This window comes from Noviherbaspirillum sp. UKPF54, assembly GCF_007874125.1.
Taxonomy (GTDB): Bacteria; Pseudomonadota; Gammaproteobacteria; order Burkholderiales; family Burkholderiaceae_D; genus Noviherbaspirillum.
In genome coordinates this window covers 2,893,469-2,909,297 of sequence record NZ_CP040128.1, presented here as the reverse complement: position 1 = coordinate 2,909,297, position 15,829 = coordinate 2,893,469, and the positions used below count along the sequence as shown (strand labels likewise).

Here is a 15,829-nt window from a genome sequence, read left to right as displayed (position 1 = left end):
GGCAACGATTGCGGAAATGCTCAGTAGCGTTTGGCGAAATCGTCAATTGATTCTGCAAATGACCAAGCGTGAAGTGGTCGGGCGTTATCGCGGTTCCGTTATGGGATTGGCTTGGTCGTTCTTTAATCCCTTGCTAATGCTTGTAATTTATACGTTTGTTTTCTCGGTTGTCTTTAAGGCGCGGTGGGGAGGAAATGAGAGTGTGGATAAAGGGAGTTTTGCCATATTGTTGTTCGTTGGCATGATCGTGCATGGCCTGTTTGCCGAATGCGCGAACCGTGCACCTGGATTAGTGGTGAGCAATGTCAGCTTCGTAAAAAAGGTGGTTTTCCCGCTGGAGATTTTGCCGTGGATAGCAATGGGGTCTGCACTATTTCACACGTTCGTTAGTCTTGTCGTATTACTTTTAGTGCAATTGTTCCTGAATCATGTACTTCCATGGACCGTGATTTTTTTTCCGATTATCGCTATGCCGCTTGTGCTCGCGGGTATGGGAGTCGCGTGGTTTCTTGCGTCCGTGGGTGTTTATTTGCGTGATGTGGCGCAAACAGTCAGTATTTTCACCACAGTATTGATGTTTCTCTCTCCAGTGTTTTACCCAATTTCTGCATTGCCGGAAAAGTACCATATCTGGCTCAGGCTAAATCCGCTTTCCAGCATAATCGAAGAAGGAAGAAAAAGTCTCGTCTTTGGGTTGCCTCCGGATTGGATCAACTGGTCGTTGACCACCTTGGCAAGCGTTATGATGGCGTGGCTTGGATTCTGGTGGTTTCAAAAAACGCGTAGAGGATTTGCAGATGTCCTCTGAAGTTGCGATTCGCGTGCATGGCCTCAGCAAGTGCTACGAAATATATGAGCAGCCGCGTCATCGATTGCTGCAGTTGCTATTCCGTGGAAGAAAGCAATTTTTCCGCGAATTCTGGGCACTACATGATGTTTCTTTTGAAATTAAGCGTGGTGAGACAGTAGGAATCATCGGGCGCAATGGCTCCGGCAAATCAACGTTGTTACAACTACTATGCGGAACTCTCGCTCCCACCAATGGGAGTGTTCAGGTTAATGGCAGGATTGCTGCCCTCCTTGAGCTGGGAGCCGGATTCAATCCCGAGTTTACCGGGCGTGAAAATGTTTTTCTTAGCGCATCTCTTTACGGATTAAGCCGGGATCAGATTTCGGAGCGCTTTGAGAAGATCTCAGAATTCGCGGACATCGGTGAGTTTATTGACCAGCCAGTAAAGACATATTCGAGCGGGATGTTTGTGCGGCTTGCATTTGCGGTCGTGGTGCATGTTGACCCCGATATCTTGGTTATCGATGAGGCGCTGGCGGTCGGTGATTCGGCCTTCGTCCACAAATGCTTCGCTACGATTAACAGGCTCGTCGCGAATGGCGTGACTCTAATATTTGTTACCCATGATATGACCGCCGTGCGCTCGTTGTGTAAACGTGCATTTTGGATCGACAGATCCCGATTAATGGCGATTGGTTCTCCAGGAGAGATAGCAGACAAGTATCTTGTCAGCATCGAGGGAGGGCGCATGCCGGTTGCGCAAGTCGCTTCACATTCTGGGGGTAGTCAGAAGCAGGTCGTGACAACTGGAAAATTGACCCCTAGTGCGAGATATGGTGATCAATCCATTTCGGTAATGGCAGCCAAAATTATTAATTGCGAAAACGCGGACGGGAATCGGGCGTTAGTCCATGGCTGCAAAATACGAATTGAGTTGACGTTAGTGAACAATGCGTTCGAGAGTGACTCTTCCCTAGTGGTTGGCTATGTATTAAGAAATCAGAAAGGTCTGGACATCGCCAGCAATAATAGCGAAGACGCTGAAACTGCTGTATACCCTTGCGCACAAGGTGGGAGATTCAAGATCAATATTTCCACAACATTGCCATTTGTTCATCCTGGTTCATATGCACTTTCAATATCGATCGGTTGTCGTCTTGAAGACGGACAGATGAAAGCCTTGGACTATTTGGAAAACGGTTTGGTGTTTGACGTCATGGGCAAAGAAAATTGCCACGTACTTTTGGCTATGCCGTCTGATTATGAGGTTGTATATGATTTATGACGCCTTCTTGTTCTTTAATGAACTGGAATTGCTCCGATTACGCTTGCAACTGCTTGACGGCGTAGTCGATAAATTTGTTCTTGTCGAGTCGACGCTGACTCATCAAGGAAAAGAAAAGCCGCTGTACTTTGACCAAAACAAAAAAGATTTTGTGCAGTACGCGGACAAGATAATTCATGTCATCGTCGATGACCCGATCGAACGGTATGGAGAGGTTCCCGTCTATCGGTATCAGCGCGATGCGATTTCCAGAGGCCTTCAGGATTGCAAACATGGCGATCTTATTTTGATATCTGACCTCGACGAAATTCCGTCGCCAGCGAAAGTTCGAGAATATAGCGCTACAAACGAAATCGTCTTATTTAAGCAGCGGCTGTACTACTACTTTTTTAATTGCTATTGCGCTGGAATTCCAGACCTTCCATGGAGTTGCCTCGTTCCGTTTTCGAGATTCACGTCACCTCAGGCGCTGCGAGATTTAGTCGTATCAGTACAAGGCAATGTCTTAGGTACGGGAAAATATCCTGATAGCCCTGAAGTCAAATTTGTTGAGGGCGGTGGCTGGCACTTTAGTTACTTCGGTGGAGTGGAGCGAGTAATCACAAAAATTGAGAGCTTCGCCGACAGCGAATTCAATCGGGATGAATTCAAGGATCGCGAAACGATTCTTCAACGCATGTTGAGTGGAAGCGACTTGTACGGAAGACCAATCGAATATCAATTGCTGGATGAAAGCGGCGATCAAGCATTACCTAGCATTGTTCGAAACAATCGGGACGCCTATTCAAATTTCTTTCTCCCTGAATCTGAGCTAAAGAATCGAACACCAGTTAGTCCCTATAAATACGACTTCGATCCAAACGGCGACTCCACCGCCGCACGCGTTACGCGCATGGTTGGAAAGAACAAGAGAGTACTCGAGTTAGGTTGCGGGTATGGCGTAATGACAAAAGTTTTTGCCGAGCACAATGGCTGCCATGTTTTTGGAATTGAAATTGATGCGGCAAGCGCGTCAATGGCCGAGCCATATTGCGAAAAACTTCTTATTGCAGACCTTGATACCTTGGATTGGGATGCTGCTCTAGGGCAGAACCAATTCGAAGTCATTGTTGCTGCAGACGTTATTGAGCATTTGCGCGACCCATTGAAGTGTCTGGCAGAAATGCAGAGATTTCTGACACCCGATGGTTATATCGTTATTTCGATTCCCAACGTGGCACACAATGGAATCATTTCTGAGCTATTGAATGAGGATTTCGCTTATCGGAGAGTTGGCTTGCTTGACGAAACGCATATTAGATTTTTTGCGTGGAAGAGCCTGAAGAAAGCCTTGTTAAAGACAAATTTGAAAATTGTCGACCTCTCGAAAACCGAAATACCCGCTCAGAATACGGAGTTTAAGCACGCTTGGGAAAATTTACCCCATTGGCTCGCTGAGATACTTAGCACGCGTCCAGAGGGTAACGTTTACCAATATATTCTTAAGGTCCAGCCTGATGTGGCAGGCGCGGCTCTCGACGAAGCTGGGGCGGAAGATGTCAAGCCAGTGCTGGCGCCGGTAAAAATGGAGTATCGAATACTCGACGCGGCGATTGAAGAGCGTGACGTCGCACGCGAGGCATACAACGCTGCCATTTTGGAGCGTGATGCTGCATTGGTTGCGCGAGACACAGCAGTGTTGGAAATTGAAAGACTCTGGAACACCAAGTCATGGCGCGTTACTCGCCCGTTGCGCCTCGCTGTAAGAGTTATGAGGCATGGATTGGTAATGGACGATCGTCAACGGATGATTCAGGAACTGCGCAGGATTTATCATCGGCTTCCTCTTCCTATGCCGATGAAGAATGCCCTCCGATGGGTGTACCGTAATGGTATTCAAAAGGCGCAAAAGCAGATTACGGCTCCAAAACTATTCCTGCCACCATCTATAACGCCGTCTGTACAAGAGATGGCAAAGACCGATTACTTTGTCTGGGGCGTTATCGATTGGCATTTCCGATATCAGCGGCCACAGCAACTGGCATCAGCGCTCGCTGCATCTGGCCGACGTGTGTTTTACATTTCGACTTGTCTGGTGGATGGTGATGGAGCTGGGTTTGAGGTCGAAGCACTGGACAACTCGGGAAGGATTTTTCAGCTCAAGCTATACGCAAAAAATGCGCCGGTGATCTATTCAGGCGCTCCTAATACTGCGATTGTCGCTCAACTACGTCATAGTGTCGGCGAGGTGCTGGAGTGGACAAACTCAAGGCAGATTATTTCGCTTGTCCAGCATCCGTTCTGGTTCGATATCGCCACGAAGATGCCTAATAGTCGAACTGTCTATGATTGCATGGACCATCACGAAGGATTCGGCAATACCGCACCCGAAATCTCGGCATTGGAGCAGGCACTGCTTCGCCGGGCAGATCTTGTTGTGACGACGTCTGACTGGTTGGATCGGACGATTGCGGCTGAACAGGCGAAACGGCGGGCTCTGATACGGAATGGTGGAGATTTCCAGCATTTCTCACGCAAGCCTGCAAGCGTCTATCGCGATTCGAAGGGCCGACGTGTCATTGGCTATTACGGGGCAATTGCGGAATGGTTCGATTTGCACTTGGTAGAAGCTGTTGCAAAACATTTCCAGGACTGCTGCATCCTGTTAGTTGGGGCCGACACAGTAGGGGCAAAAGCATCGTTGAGGCATTTGGATAATGTCAGGTTTATCGGTGAAGTTCCATATGCCGAGCTTCCTTACTTTCTGCACGGCTTTGACGTGTGCCTGCTTCCTTTTAAGATTATTCCGCTCACATTGGCTACTAATCCGGTTAAGGTTTACGAATATCTGAGTGCGGGGAAACCGGTTGTATCGGTTGATTTGCCAGAAATGAAGCAGTTCCATGAGCTCGTCATGGTCACGAAAACTGCAGAAGATTTTGTGGCGGCAATTGCTCATACCCTGGAAAATCCGGCGACACTTGAGCAAATCAGCGACAGACAGACATTTGCCAAAGAGCAGACTTGGTCGCACCGGGTGGATTCGCTGATACAACATGCGGAATCGACTGTTCAGGATCCAAGTGTGAGTGTCATTGTGGTTACGTACAATAATCTCAATCTGACGCGCGCTTGTTTGCAAAGTCTGGATGAGCGCAGTGATTACGACAGAATGGAGATCATCGTAGTCGATAACGCGTCATCTGATGGATCCAAGGAGTTTCTGGCCGAGTGGGCCTCGACCGGGAAAAATCGCAAGCTTATCCTGAATGAGGATAATCGCGGCTTTGCTGCGGCCAATAACCAAGGTTTGACGATAGCCGGCGGCGATTATCTGGTCCTCCTCAACAATGATACGTATGTGACTTCGGGCTGGGTCCGCACGATGGTGCAGCATCTGGAAGGAGATAAGTCGGTAGGTATTCTCGGCCCGGTTACCAACAATATCGGTAACGAAGCGAAGATCGAAATCGCATATGACAATATGGACGAAATGGCGCGCAACGCGGCAAGCTATACCCGGCGCCATATCGGTCATATATTTGATATGCGAACAGCCGCGTTCTTCTGCGTGATGATGCCGCGCGAAGTGTATGAACGTGTTGGTCCTTTGGACGAGGTTTTTGGGCGCGGCTTTTTTGAGGATGACGATTACTGCAGACGCGTTGAGCAAATCGGACGGCGTGTTGTATGTGCAGAAGATGTGTTTATCCATCACAATCTTTCTGCGTCGTTTAATAAGTTAAAAAATCAAGAGCGGCAGGCGCTCTTTGAGCAAAATAAGAAAGTATACGAGGCTAAATGGGGGGCATGGATGCCGCACGCATATAGAGGAGAGGGCGGCCCTGCTGAGCATAAAGCATCTAAAGAAAAATTGAAGTTAGTGGAGAGGCAGAGCAAATGACTGGCAATCGCCTTGCCACGACATTGGGTGCTATTTCACTTATTGTCGGCGCGTTTCTTACGCTGAAGGGACTCGGTCAGATGGAGTGGCCGACAGTCATTCCGTTCGATGATGCCGCATTGCTATCCGATAGCGCCCTTCGTCGGTACTTGCTTCTTGTACTAGGTGTTTTTGCGGTCGTTTCCATATGCGTAGCGGTGACCAAGCGCAGCGTCTTGTTGATAGCATCAGTTGCAGCATCCGTATTGGCACTGCTGTGCGGAGCAATATGGCCTCTTGCTGTCGTAGCATGGTTTGCAGCTGCATCCGCCGTGCTGGGGCGGAAAATCGGGCGCATTCTATCTCCGGCCGAAAATGCTCCGGCTTGGGGGGGGCATTTCTTTTGGGTTCCGGTACTTATGGAACAGCAGTCGGTTTGCTGGCGCACTTTCCTGTTAACTTCTCCGGCCTTTATGCCGGTGCGCTTGCACTACCCTTGATTCTGTTTCGGAGTACGTTTGTCGAGTTGTGTTCGCACCTGCTTGCTTTGGCTGCCCGGCGGACGCCGAAGGCATTCGGGGAATGTGCACTTGAGGTGATGGTTGCCACCGTCGCGCTTGTTCATATTGTCATTGCTCTTTTGCCAGAGGTTGCATATGACGCTTTAGCAATGCATTTATTTATTCCAGCTCATCTTGCATTGCGACATCAGTGGGGCTTTGACGCAAGCAGTTATGTCTGGGCAGTAATGCCTATGCTTGGCGACTGGGTCTTTGCAATTGGGTACATGCTGGGAGGCGAAACGGCGGCCAGACTGATTAATGTGGGTTTCATACTCACAATCACATGGTATGTCCGTGAACTTGTCATCTGGGCAGGTGGAACGGCAATTGGAGCCAGATGGGCTGCCCTCATCTTTCTATCGACACCACTCACCTTCACCGAAAGCAGTAGCTTATTCATCGAATCTGTCTGGACCACGTTCGTTGTCGCCGGTATCTTGGCCATATTGAAAGCATGCTCGTCGGTTGAGGAGACGAAGCACAATCTTCTCATCGGCGGAGCATTACTGGGATTTGCCGCTGCAGCAAAGGCCGTCACATTTACAGTGATACCTGCGCTTCTGATTGTGCTCATTTGCAGGTACAAGATTTGGACCAAAGCTGAATTTTTTCGGGTGGCTTTGCTTGGTATCGCCGCCTTTCTGCTGGTCGGAGCAATTCCGTATGTGACGGCGTGGATATTGACCGGGAACCCGGTTTTTCCCTTGTTTAACAAGGTCTTCAAGTCGCCATTTTATCCTCCGGAGAATTTTGAAGCTCCCGCTGTATTCGGAAAAGGGATGACATGGGATCTCCTGTATCGCATGACCTTTGAATCAGGGAGGTATCTGGAGGGTAGAACCGGATCGGCAGGTTTTCAATGGCTGCCACTGTTTATTCCATCCGCCGTGCTACTTATCGGGTTTCGCCTATGGAGAGGGGGAGGTCTAATGCTGGTAGGGGTGCTATGCGTATCCTTCACGTTCAGCTCCACCGCTTATCTTCGATATGTATTTCCTTCGTTCGCTATCCTGGCTGCATGCGTTGGTATCGCATTTGGTTTTGCTAACAGAATTCGGTCTTTCGTATACCCTGCACTTTGCCTCGCTGGAAGTGCTGTTGTTGGTCTTAATCTTCTTTTTCTCAACGCATATGGTTTTTATCCGGATTTTCAGCTCACGCCTCTCATTAGCGAAGATATGCGGCGTGGCTATTTGCAAACACGTCTGCCCGTTCGTAATGCGGTCGAACTCGTCAATCAGTTGAATGCAGCGGGCGCCCCGGTCGCCGTTTTTGCACAGCCCCTTACTGCAGGCCTCGCAGCGGACGCACTGTACCCGACCTGGTATAACCTTCGTTTTTACTCTCTCATTCATGCCGCTCGCAATGAACAGGCGATTGTTGATGCTCTAGCGAGCAATGGTGTGGATTTTGTGATCTTCGACTCAGGTTGGGGGGACGCGGAAAAGCGGAAGCTAATCGAGGCCTCGACCGAAGAAATAGCCGAATTGGGAACAGTAACAGTTCGCCGCATTGCCAGTGCCTATCGATTTCAGAGCGAGCTCCTGAAATACCCGGATTTCACATCCCCCGAGGGGTGGTCGTCGGGGCCGGAAGGGATATCGCGAGCTGGCAATGGAATTGCGGTGAGCGTGGTCTCTCCTGCGTTCCAGTCAGTGCCGGTCATGCAAAAACGCCGCTATCTGTATAGCGTCAAGGCACGTTGTAACGGGCAGCCCACGCAAGGACGGATGCAAGTTAACTGGACGGATGCCAAATCGCAGTTTATCGGCACCGAAATTCGAGTATTCGATTGTATGGATTCTCCAACTGAATACAAGATGGAAATTATCGCACCTCCTAAAGCAACACTTGCTGTCGTATATGCATCTGGTCATACTTCAATTCCCTTGGTCTTCGAAAGAGTCTCATTCCGGCAATGAACCCTGACATGCAACAGCAATTTCAAGATTTGGAAGCAGATCTTGCGGAGAACCGTATTGCCGTCGTTATTCCGTCGTATAAAGTGACGCGGCATATTCTCGACGTAATTTTGCAAATGCCGCCGGAAGTGTGGCGTATCTACGTTATCGATGATGCATGCCCGGATGGGTCGGGTAAGTTTGTCGAAGAACAGGTGCACGACCGACGGGTTCGTGTCGTATATCACTCGCAAAATCAGGGAGTTGGCGGAGCCGTCATGACGGGCTACCGAGCTGCGATAGCAGATGGAGCGGCTATCATCGTAAAGGTTGATGGAGATGGACAAATGGATCCAGCCCTAATTCCTCACTTTGTGGCACCGATTCTTGCCGGCGAGGCGGACTATACCAAAGGAAATCGTTTCTTCGATTTAGAGGAAATACGTGCGATGCCGCCCATACGTTTATTAGGGAATGCGGTGCTGTCGCTGATGGCCAAGCTCTCGACAGGATATTGGGACTTGTTCGACCCGACCAACGGTTATACCGCGATACATGCGGACGTTGCCAGGCATCTCCCTTATGATAAGGTCAGCCGGCGCTATTTTTTCGAGACCGACCTCTTATTCCGACTTAACACATTACGGGCTGTTGCTGTGGATGTGCCAATGGACGCGAAATATGGCGACGAAGTCAGTAATTTGAAGATTTCCAAAATCATTGGAGAATTTCTTGCTAAGCATGCACGGAATTTTTTTAAACGGATTTTCTATAACTATTACTTGCGAGATATGTCACTCGCTTCGATCGAATTACCACTAGGCCTGCTTTTATTCTTTTTTGGTGTAAGTTTCGGCGGCTTCCACTGGTTGAAGTCGGCGCAAGCAGGTGTCGCTACGCCTGCCGGGACCGTGATGCTCGCTGCATTGCCGATCCTGATGGGACTCCAGTTCATGCTCGCGTTTTTGGGACATGACATTCTTTCCGTACCACGCCGGCCTCGCCATCTGCGCGCTGCGGTTAGACTATTGCGCCGAAATCACGGCTAAAGCCACGGATTGCCGCAGAAATGAGTTATTTGACCTTCTTAAAGGAAAAAGCCAAAGGATATTCGCTCTGGGAAATGATTCGCCTAGAACTCGAATCGCTCATCTTTGGACTTGGCGCATTGATTCCGACTACTTTTGGAGTGATTATTCGGGCCGCCTTCTGCAAGATCTTTTTTGCTTCTTGCCGCGGATTCTCATGGATACAGCCACGCGTAACTATCGTGCATTCAGACAGGATATCTGTTGGCTCTCATTTTGGGGTCAATTCGGGAACTTATATTAACGGGATAGGTGGACTTGAAATCGGCGCTCATGTGCTTATCGGCAGTAATGTCACTATCTCATCCGGACAACACCCTATAGAGGGGCACCATCCAGAGGTATTTTCGAGGCAATCGATTCCCAAAAAAATTACTATCGGCGACGATGTGTGGATCGGAGCTGGCGCTGTCATTATGCCGGGAGTAACCATCGCGAAAGGCACCGTCGTGGGTGCGAATTCGGTTGTTACAAAGGACACTTCCGAATACGCGGTGGTCGTCGGAGCACCTGCGAAAGTTTTGCGAGTTAGATAGGACGTATGTCTACATTCATCAGGTACATCATTATTGCCATCCTTGCCTATGTGATTGACATGGGGGGCTTCTATTTACTTGTCCGGCTCAGTTTTAGCCCTATTTTGGCCAATATCGTTGTGAAAATTGTTGCTGCAATCTGCGGTTTCTATTTGCACAGACGCTTCACTTACCAAATTACTGATTCTGCTGAAATCATGGCCCATGCGAAGAAGTATTTTGGACTGGCTCTTGCTTACACTCCGGCGTCTTCTTTGACCCTCTTTTTGATTTTGTTCGCCGTGCACAATCCGATATACGCAAAGGCGCTATCGGACATTCTGCTGTTCCTAGTTACATATTGGATAACGACACGCTTCACGTTCAGCGTCAGAAATGGTTCAAAAGGCTTGGCAAAAAAAAACGTAGTGCCTTAACAGGAAATAATTAATGACTCATCCGTGCAGTGATGTTACGGCGTGATCAGACGGTATGAAGATAATAATTACTGGGGCCACTGGCTATATTGGATCACGTCTCACGAATTTCGCAATGAACGCTGGCATGGACGTGGTCTCCATGTCTCGGCATGCACCTAGTGGGGAACGTATTTCATGGATTAAATACGATCTGACGGACAACAAGATTGCAGATTTGCCGATTGATGCGGTCGCAGTAATACATTTGGCGACAAATACATTCGCACATCATCATGAAGAATTCAATGAATTGCGATCGGCAAAATTATTGATTCAAGCAGCCAATAAGATTGGTGCAAAATTCCTGTTTGTATCGAGCCAGACTGCCTATCCCAATGCACCAACAACGTATGGCAGGACAAAATGGCGAATTGAGCAGGAGGTGATGGCCGCTGGCGGAACGGTGGTGAGGCCTGGCCAAGTTTACGGTGGGGAGGCGCAAGGATTGTTTGGCACCTTGGTTGGGGTTGTGCGCAGGATTCCAATTCTCCCTGCATTTTATCCGGTCGTAACAGTACAGCCTATCCATGTCGACGATCTCGCAATAGCCTTACTGCGCATTGCTCAATTAGAGGGGGGGGGCGGAGGTATTGTTTCCCTTGGCTCATCAGAGCCAATTCCCTTTACCCACTTCTTGTCCGCTATAGCCCGACACCGAGTACGGCGCAGACGATGGTTCGTTCCTGTGCCTGTTCCTTTAATTAAATTCGCTGGGATGCTTTGTGGAAGGAGATTGAGCGAGCGGCTGGGTTTTGATCGGTTAACGTCGCTTTTTAACCTGCCCAGAATGGATACTGCCGATGATCTAAAGCGATTCGGAGTTCCGATGAGATCTTTAGACGCTGGAATGCATCCAAGCGGCGATATCAGACGTCGCCAATTGGTACAAGAAGGATGGATTCTTATGCATTACCTGTTGAAGGAGCGTCCTGATGGCGGACTCTTGCGCCGGTACATGCGTGCAGTGGAACGTACTCGAACAAATCAGGGGTTGATTTTCCCCGATTGTTTTTTGAAGTTTCCAGTCCTGGTGGCGTTGTTTGATGAAACTAGCTATCTATCTTCAAGTGAGGGAGCTGAGCTGGCTTGGCGGTTGGATGCAGCGACACTTTTGGTGGAGGCAACGCCGAGAGGAGCATTGCGCTTTCTTGGGCTTGGACAAAGAGCCGGTATGTTGATTGGCGTCGCACGCATATGCAGAGCCATTGCTGCCGAAGTGTTCTGGCGAGCTTTGCGACTTGTCGGTCTACTATTCTTTAGGCGTTATAAAAACGGTGTCGAGAGTCGTTAATGGACGCTGATTTCGATATTGTTATTGTTGGAAGCGGTCCTGCTGGCGTATCGGCTGCATTTCCTTTGGTAGAAGCTGGACTTCGTGTATTAATGGTAGATGGCGGAGAGCAAACGAATATTGCCCCGCCCATGCAATCGTTCTTGGATGCGAGGATTCAGGACAAGGAGCAGTGGAAATGGATGATTGGGGAGGATTTTCACGCGTTGCAAATGCGGGAGGCGGTGTCTCCTAAGCTCCGCGCCCCGGCCCATGAATTCGTGTTTAGGAATTTTTCAACGCTGAATCGTGTTGAGGGGCGAGACTTTGCAGCAATAGGGTCGCTTGCGCCCGGCGGCCTGTCTAATGCGTGGGGCTGCGGCGTTGCAAGATTGTCTGACGCAGAACTGGCGCAATTCCCTTTCCCATCTTCGGACATATTCAAGTCCTATAAGGTAGTCGCGAGGCGGATAGGAGTTAGCGGCGCCAACGATGATGATCTGTCAGAGTATTTTGGATTGGACCCTTGGGCACAGCCTCCGATAGCATTAGATGCTGCGCATCAAAGTCTTTACGCTAACTATACAAAGCAAAGGAAGAAGCTTGCGCCTTTAGGCTTTCGCTTGGGGCGCTCCCGTGTTGCGGTGCTAAGTGATGAGCACGCGGGACGTAAAGCCTGCAATAATTCCTCGAACTGTTTGTGGGGGTGTGCGCGGCGTGCCTTGTATAACGCTGCAGATGAAATAGCGATGCTGCGTCAATTTGAGAATTTTCAATATGAAAGCGGATTGGTTGTTGGAGATATCCAAAGAGTCGGTAAACACTGGAGCGTTTGCGGAATCCAGAAAGAAGGCAATGTTTGTCGCAGTGCTACTGGCCGAAAAATATTGCTGGCGGCAGGAACCTTAGCCACAACTCGTCTTGCTCTTCGGTTGCTTAAGTCTTCTAATCCTGTTCGTTTGCTTTCTTGTCCAACCGCCGCATTTCTCCTGTGGATGCCTCGGATGTTCGGTGCCGCGCGGACGAGTGGTTTTGGTTTGGGGCAGCTATCATTCTCTCTGGCGATTCAAGACACTATCTCAGGATTTGGATCAACGTTCGCAACAACCGGTATCCCTGTTGCCGAGTTCGCTTGTCATTTACCTCTAAGGCGGCGATACGGGGTAGATCTGCTGAAGAATCTATTGAGCTCATGCCTTGTAGGTAACCTCTTCTTGCCCGGCCATCTTTCTAACAACAAGGCAGTACTTAATGAAGATGGTTCGCTTCACCTCGAAGGAGCTTATTCGGAGAGCGTATCGGGTCTGTTGGGCGACGCGGCCGCTCGATTGCGCAAAGCCTACTGGCAACTTGGTGCATTTTTGTTACCGATGAGCTTTACGGTTGGACGTCCTGGGGGAGATATTCATTACGCCGGCACATTGCCGATGCGAAAGAAGCCTGACTCTGGGGAAACAGATCTAATGGGTGCATTGTACGGATTTTCTGGTGTGCACATTGTGGACGGGGCTTGTCTGCCAGCGCTTTCTGAGAAATCCCATACGTTGACTGTTATGGCAAATGCTGACCGCATTGCGCGGGCATTAGCATTACAGTGGCATGGTATTCAAAAATAGAGCGACTCGAAATAGAGTCCAGTGCAAAACAACTGATATTAAAAGAGCGCAAGGAGTTAATGTGAGTCGTCCTATCCCAGTGACACAGCCTTTTATGCCCCCATTGGAGGAATTTATTCCATATCTTTCTGAAATTTGGGAATCAAAATGGCTTACGAACGCAGGCGCATTTCACCAGAGGCTCGAGCAAGAGTTGGCAGATTATCTTGGTGTCGAATATTTGTCATTGTTTTCGAATGGAACAATTGCTCTTGTTACTGCACTGCAATCATTACGAATCTCCGGTGAGGTCATTACAACACCTTATTCATTTGTTGCGACAGCACATTCATTGCTATGGAATAACATTAAGCCAGTTTTCGTTGATATTGATCCAGCTTCTTTTAACCTCGATGCGAGCGCAATCGAGGCCGCGATTACGCCAGCAACTACCGCGATCATGCCGGTCCACTGCTATGGCAATCCCTGCGATGTGGAGAGAATTCAAAAGATTGCGGATACTTATGGATTAAGGGTGATTTATGATGCAGCACACGCATTTGGCATTCGATACAAAGGCGAATCACTACTCAAGCATGGAGATTTGTCTGTGCTGAGCTTCCATGCAACAAAGGTTTTCAATACCTTTGAAGGTGGGGCGATCATCTGTCCGGACGCAAAAACAAAACAACGAATTGATTACTTGAAAAATTTTGGTTTTGCCGACGAGGTGACGGTTGTTGCTCCGGGTATTAACGGGAAAATGAACGAAGTGCAAGCCGCATTTGGAGTATTGCAATTACGCTATCTTGATAGGGCTATTAATGCGCGGCGTCAAATCGATGATCTATATCGTAGGGACCTTGCTGGCATTGCTGGGATAACTGCTTTCCAGCCAAACCCAAATGCCACACAGAACTATTCGTATTTCCCTATTCTGGTGAATGATTCATATCCATTGTCGCGAGACACACTTTACCTGCGGCTAAAGGAAGAAGGCATATTATCCCGGCGCTATTTTTATCCATTAATTAGTGAGATGCCGATGTATCGTGGGCTGCCTTCAGCGATGCCGGGAAAATTAACGAAAGCAAAAAGAATTGCGGAAGAGGTTCTTTGCTTGCCAATCTACCCTGACCTTGCGCTAGCCGATCAGGAGAGAATCATCAACATCGTGCGGGAAGCGAAGTGAACTCATACTACTCTGAAGAAGAATTACGATCGTTGGGGTTCCATGCACTAGGTGAGCATGTTTGTCTTTCGCGAAAAGCATCAATATACGGTGCTGCCCAGATATCACTTGGCAGCCATGTTCGAATTGATGACTTTTGCATCCTCTCTGCTGGGGACGGTGGAATTGTTTTAGGAGACTACATTCATATTGGTGCATACAGTTCAATTATCGGTCGAGGACGTGTAATTTTGGAAGATTTCGCCAATATCTCGTCTCGCGTCAGTATTTATTCGAGTAATGATGATTATTCTGGACGAGCAATGACAAATCCAACCGTTCCCGCTCGTTTTACCGCGGTGCGAAGTGCTGAAGTGAAAATATGCAAACATTCCATTGTTGGTAGCGGCACAGTTATTCTCCCGGGCGTGACAATAGGAGAAGGAGTGGCGGTTGGCGCATTAAGTCTGGTGAATAGCGATTGCAGTCCCTTTGGTGTTTATGCTGGAACTCCGGCTCATCGAATAAAAGAACGATTGAAAAACTTTTTGGAATTGGAAAAACAATTATGGCAAGAATTAAATCGGCTCGATAAGTAAAATTAAAAATTTCCACCGTCTACTAGAACTCATTTCATAAATACCTGCGAAGCAAGATCATAGAACAAGCGAGATGAATGAAGTCGGTAAACTGATGATCTTTGTACTCCTAGTTGGTCAGTATCTGTCGGAATTTGCTCATGCATGCAAACAGGCGTTCAATCTTCCATCGCCGCTTGTATCAGCGCAGAACACAACGCATCCTGTGTGGACCGCTTGACGCGTTTTTTTCTGTGTGGCGCGATTAGTTCAATCTCATCGGCAGCGAGCTTTTCATAGAGTGGATCCTTGTTGCGGGCACAATTCCCCAACAACTCGCTCGGGCAGTACTACTGTAACTGGTGCATTGATGGTAGCGTCGACAAGGGCAACTTGATGCTTGCTAGCAAAAACCATCGTGCGCACAGCGAGACGAAGACCTGCAGCGTGCCCAATGGCCACGAGCTTCTTTCTTTTACCGCGCTCAGTCTTTCCCACCTTGCGCCCTCCTTTTTTTCACTATCACAAAGGTGTCAGCGATGAAACATTCGGACAGATTGATCTCGCCTCTTGCCTGCAGGTCCAGCGTCAAGGCTTTGAGCAAGTGCCGTAGCGCGTCATTCTCGATCCACTGGTTGAAACCGCGTAAGCAGGTGGCATATCACGGAAACCGATCAGCTCCGATACGCAACTCCCATACAACGCCATCTATAACGGCCCGATCGTCATGCT

At 48.8% G+C, this 15,829-nt stretch carries 12 protein-coding genes; all 12 read left to right on the top strand.

The genetic code is table 11. From position 1 onward, the window contains the following. Positions 1-16 precede the first annotated feature (16 nt). A complete protein-coding gene (locus tag FAY22_RS13385; protein WP_146333444.1) occupies positions 17-808 on the top strand; it encodes an ABC transporter permease in 792 nt (263 codons plus the stop codon). Beyond that, positions 798-2,075: an ABC transporter ATP-binding protein gene (locus tag FAY22_RS13380; protein ID WP_146330668.1), complete on the top strand. Its 1,278-nt coding sequence runs from the start codon at positions 798-800 to the stop codon at positions 2,073-2,075. The genes FAY22_RS13385 and FAY22_RS13380 overlap by 11 nt, the downstream gene beginning before the upstream one ends. Continuing rightward, complete coding sequence (locus FAY22_RS13375; RefSeq protein ID WP_168204839.1) at positions 2,065-5,958, top strand: glycosyltransferase; 3,894 nt, start codon at positions 2,065-2,067, stop codon at positions 5,956-5,958. The genes FAY22_RS13380 and FAY22_RS13375 overlap by 11 nt, the downstream gene beginning before the upstream one ends. Continuing rightward, the gene (locus tag FAY22_RS13370; RefSeq protein WP_146330666.1) at positions 5,955-6,437 is read left to right on the top strand and encodes a hypothetical protein; all 483 of its coding nucleotides are present in this window, start codon (positions 5,955-5,957) and stop codon (positions 6,435-6,437) included. The genes FAY22_RS13375 and FAY22_RS13370 overlap by 4 nt, the downstream gene beginning before the upstream one ends. After that, positions 6,374-8,422, top strand: a complete 2,049-nt coding sequence (locus tag FAY22_RS13365) for a glycosyl transferase (RefSeq protein ID WP_168204838.1) — start codon at positions 6,374-6,376, stop codon at positions 8,420-8,422. The genes FAY22_RS13370 and FAY22_RS13365 overlap by 64 nt, the downstream gene beginning before the upstream one ends. Positions 8,423-8,430: 8 nt before the next feature. Further along, on the top strand, positions 8,431-9,450 hold the full coding sequence (locus tag FAY22_RS13360) for a glycosyltransferase family 2 protein (protein ID WP_146330664.1): 1,020 nt from the start codon (positions 8,431-8,433) through the stop codon (positions 9,448-9,450). A 20-nt stretch (positions 9,451-9,470) separates the two neighbouring features. Further along, on the top strand, positions 9,471-10,025 hold the full coding sequence (locus FAY22_RS13355; protein ID WP_146330663.1) for a DapH/DapD/GlmU-related protein: 555 nt from the start codon (positions 9,471-9,473) through the stop codon (positions 10,023-10,025). Positions 10,026-10,030: 5 nt separating this feature from the next. Then, positions 10,031-10,441, top strand: coding sequence for a GtrA family protein (locus tag FAY22_RS13350; protein WP_146330662.1), 411 nt, complete (start codon positions 10,031-10,033; stop codon positions 10,439-10,441). A 55-nt stretch (positions 10,442-10,496) separates the two neighbouring features. Next, positions 10,497-11,774, top strand: coding sequence for an NAD(P)-dependent oxidoreductase (locus FAY22_RS13345; RefSeq protein WP_146330661.1), 1,278 nt, complete (start codon positions 10,497-10,499; stop codon positions 11,772-11,774). Next, a complete protein-coding gene (locus tag FAY22_RS13340; protein ID WP_146330660.1) occupies positions 11,774-13,369 on the top strand; it encodes an FAD-dependent oxidoreductase in 1,596 nt (531 codons plus the stop codon). The genes FAY22_RS13345 and FAY22_RS13340 overlap by 1 nt, the downstream gene beginning before the upstream one ends. 94 nt (positions 13,370-13,463) lie before the next feature. Further along, positions 13,464-14,540 carry a DegT/DnrJ/EryC1/StrS aminotransferase family protein gene (locus FAY22_RS13335; protein WP_305778386.1) on the top strand — a complete coding sequence of 359 codons (1,077 nt, stop codon included), beginning with the start codon at positions 13,464-13,466 and terminating at the stop codon, positions 14,538-14,540. Beyond that, a complete protein-coding gene (locus FAY22_RS13330; protein ID WP_146330658.1) occupies positions 14,537-15,118 on the top strand; it encodes an acyltransferase in 582 nt (193 codons plus the stop codon). The genes FAY22_RS13335 and FAY22_RS13330 overlap by 4 nt, the downstream gene beginning before the upstream one ends. The last annotated feature ends 711 nt before the right edge of the window (positions 15,119-15,829 follow it).

Bases quoted from the DNA above. Each gene is read 5' to 3' on its own strand.
- FAY22_RS13380 (WP_146330668.1), top strand. From the start codon at position 798: ATGTCCTCTGAAGTTGCGATTCGCGTGCATGGCCTCAGCAAGTGCTAC.
- FAY22_RS13360 (WP_146330664.1), top strand. From the start codon at position 8,431: ATGCAACAGCAATTTCAAGATTTGGAAGCAGATCTTGCGGAGAACCGT.
- FAY22_RS13340 (WP_146330660.1), top strand. From the start codon at position 11,774: ATGGACGCTGATTTCGATATTGTTATTGTTGGAAGCGGTCCTGCTGGC.
- FAY22_RS13385 (WP_146333444.1), top strand. From the start codon at position 17: ATGCTCAGTAGCGTTTGGCGAAATCGTCAATTGATTCTGCAAATGACC.
- FAY22_RS13355 (WP_146330663.1), top strand. From the start codon at position 9,471: ATGAGTTATTTGACCTTCTTAAAGGAAAAAGCCAAAGGATATTCGCTC.
- FAY22_RS13345 (WP_146330661.1), top strand. From the start codon at position 10,497: ATGAAGATAATAATTACTGGGGCCACTGGCTATATTGGATCACGTCTC.
- FAY22_RS13375 (WP_168204839.1), top strand. From the start codon at position 2,065: ATGATTTATGACGCCTTCTTGTTCTTTAATGAACTGGAATTGCTCCGA.
- FAY22_RS13370 (WP_146330666.1), top strand. From the start codon at position 5,955: ATGACTGGCAATCGCCTTGCCACGACATTGGGTGCTATTTCACTTATT.
- FAY22_RS13350 (WP_146330662.1), top strand. From the start codon at position 10,031: ATGTCTACATTCATCAGGTACATCATTATTGCCATCCTTGCCTATGTG.
- FAY22_RS13335 (WP_305778386.1), top strand. From the start codon at position 13,464: ATGCCCCCATTGGAGGAATTTATTCCATATCTTTCTGAAATTTGGGAA.